Annotated in this window: 2 protein-coding genes; one reads left to right on the plus strand and one right to left on the minus strand. The window is 26.6% G+C overall.

Going from position 1 to position 2,021, the window contains the following annotated elements; all coding sequences use genetic code 11:
* Window positions 1-223: 223 nt before the first annotated feature.
* Window positions 224-1,000, minus strand: a complete 777-nt coding sequence (locus Q0733_RS12855) for a hypothetical protein (RefSeq protein ID WP_298782722.1) — start codon at window positions 998-1,000, stop codon at window positions 224-226.
* Window positions 1,001-1,400: 400 nt separating this feature from the next.
* Between Q0733_RS12855 and Q0733_RS12860 the strand changes: the two genes are divergently transcribed.
* Window positions 1,401-1,838 (plus strand): hypothetical protein, encoded by a 438-nt coding sequence (locus tag Q0733_RS12860; protein ID WP_298782724.1) that lies wholly within the window; start codon window positions 1,401-1,403, stop codon window positions 1,836-1,838.
* Window positions 1,839-2,021 lie beyond the last annotated feature (183 nt).

Consider the following 2,021-nt stretch of genomic DNA (forward strand, 5'->3'; position numbering starts at 1 on the left):
TCAATTCAGCATTTGAGTGATTCTTCATTCGTTATTTTTCAGCGTTTAGCTTTTCCTGAGCAATAAAACATAACGTTGATGTATATGGTTTGTTGCGTGTTTCAGGCAACTAATTTAGTAAATAATTACGGACAAAGAAAGTCCGCGAGGACTTTCGAAAGTAGGCAAGAAGCCAGCAATAAATTATATACGGTGTTAGGCACTGGTTGTTTGTTAGTTCAATCTAATAATTTTCAAGTTTTTCATTAAAATAATTTATTACAAAATAAATATCATAATATTTTAATCTCCTACTTCTAATAATTTCCAACAGACTTTTGTTTTCTGGTAATACTCTTTTTATTATTTGGTAAAATCTAGTTGGTAAAACATAATTTAAAACTCCATCTCTCTCGATAAAATACTCCATTTCGTAATTTGGAATTTCATAATCTTTATATTTTTCGCCTTTTTCAGAACGTACACCAACTATTCCAGATTCCATATGCATTGAATATCCATAGAGTTTAACAGGTCCATCTATCATTAATTTTAAATAACCATATCTTCTATCACTATTATTGATTTTTCGTTTTTTCTTATAATAATACTTATAACCATCTTTTCTAAATTCTTTTATTAGTCGAGAATTAATGGAAGTTTCATTTTTAGAATCTATAATTTTGTACTGCAAGTAAAATGATCTTATAATCTGACCATATAATGTGTCATTTTCTTTATTTATTACATAATCTTTTCTTTTTTCTTTCTTTAGTTTGTGTTCATACAAAGCAATTTTATCATTCCAAAAACCATTGCTTAAAGTTATATTATAAAACACTAAGCTATCGTTTGTAGTAAAATTTTCATAAGAATTCGGGTTTTCAACAAGTTTATAGACTCTGTTTTTTCGTCTAAATTCTTTAATGGTTTTTGGATGAACTTCCTTTATTTTTCCATTTAAATCAATTATTCCTTTATATCTGTATATTCCAAATATTGTATCGTTTTCCCTTGTCAAAATGTAGTCATAAAGATTGTTTTGTGATAAACAATTTGTACATATAAAAAGTGTGATAAAAATTATTCTTTTCATTTTTCGTAAACTTGTGCCTAACGTGTTTGTATAAGCTATGTTGCGTTGTTTAAGCAGTGAATTTAATAAATAAAACACGAACGGCGAAATTCCGGAGGAATTTCCCAAGTGAGCTAAAACCAGCAATAAAGTTTATACGGTGTTGCCATTTCGTTGTTTTTTTATTTTATAATTCAGTTTTTTTTCCAATATTTTAAAATTCACAGATTGAGTAAGTATTGTAAAAATAATTTTACTCGTGAAATTTTGAGTATTTTAATTATTTCTTTGCTAACATACGATATTTTGGGTATTTTTGGATTCATAGGAAAAGTATATAAAAGTTATGAAAAATTTATTCCGAATTGTTTTCGTCTTATTATTAGTTTCATGTTCAGATTCTAATAATGAGATACCTGAACAAATTAATCCAAATTTATTTACAGGAATATATTACTATGTTAATGCTCAATACTGTGAAGACGATTATATCGAATTTAACGAAAATAAATATAGTCAGGTTAGTTTTTTAATAGAAGCGAATTTAAATGAAATTATTTGTAGTGATGTGGAACAGTTCAGTTATGATAATTCTTTCACCAAAGTAAATGACTCTATTCTAAAGGTAGATAATGATTATTATTTGAAGCTAATAGACCAAGGAAATGGAGTCTTTAGATTAGCACGAAGTTATCAAGGACTTGTATTACAGGATATTATTAATGTTAGAGAAAACTATAATCCTTATAATGTTCAATTTAAGTATCTTAAAAGGACAAAATAATCAGTGTAGATTTAAAAGGTTTTCGAATATATTTCCTTTTTTTAATCTTATGTGATAATATTGTATTAATTTTTCTTTTTCTATAATCTTGCTCATCAATGAATGGCAACGTTGTTGTATAAGCTTTGTTGCGTGGTTTAAGAAATGAATTTACTAAATAAAACACGAACGGCGAAATTCCGA

Origin of the sequence: uncultured Polaribacter sp. (genome assembly GCF_947500975.1) — a bacterium.
Taxonomy (GTDB): Bacteria; Bacteroidota; Bacteroidia; order Flavobacteriales; family Flavobacteriaceae; genus Polaribacter.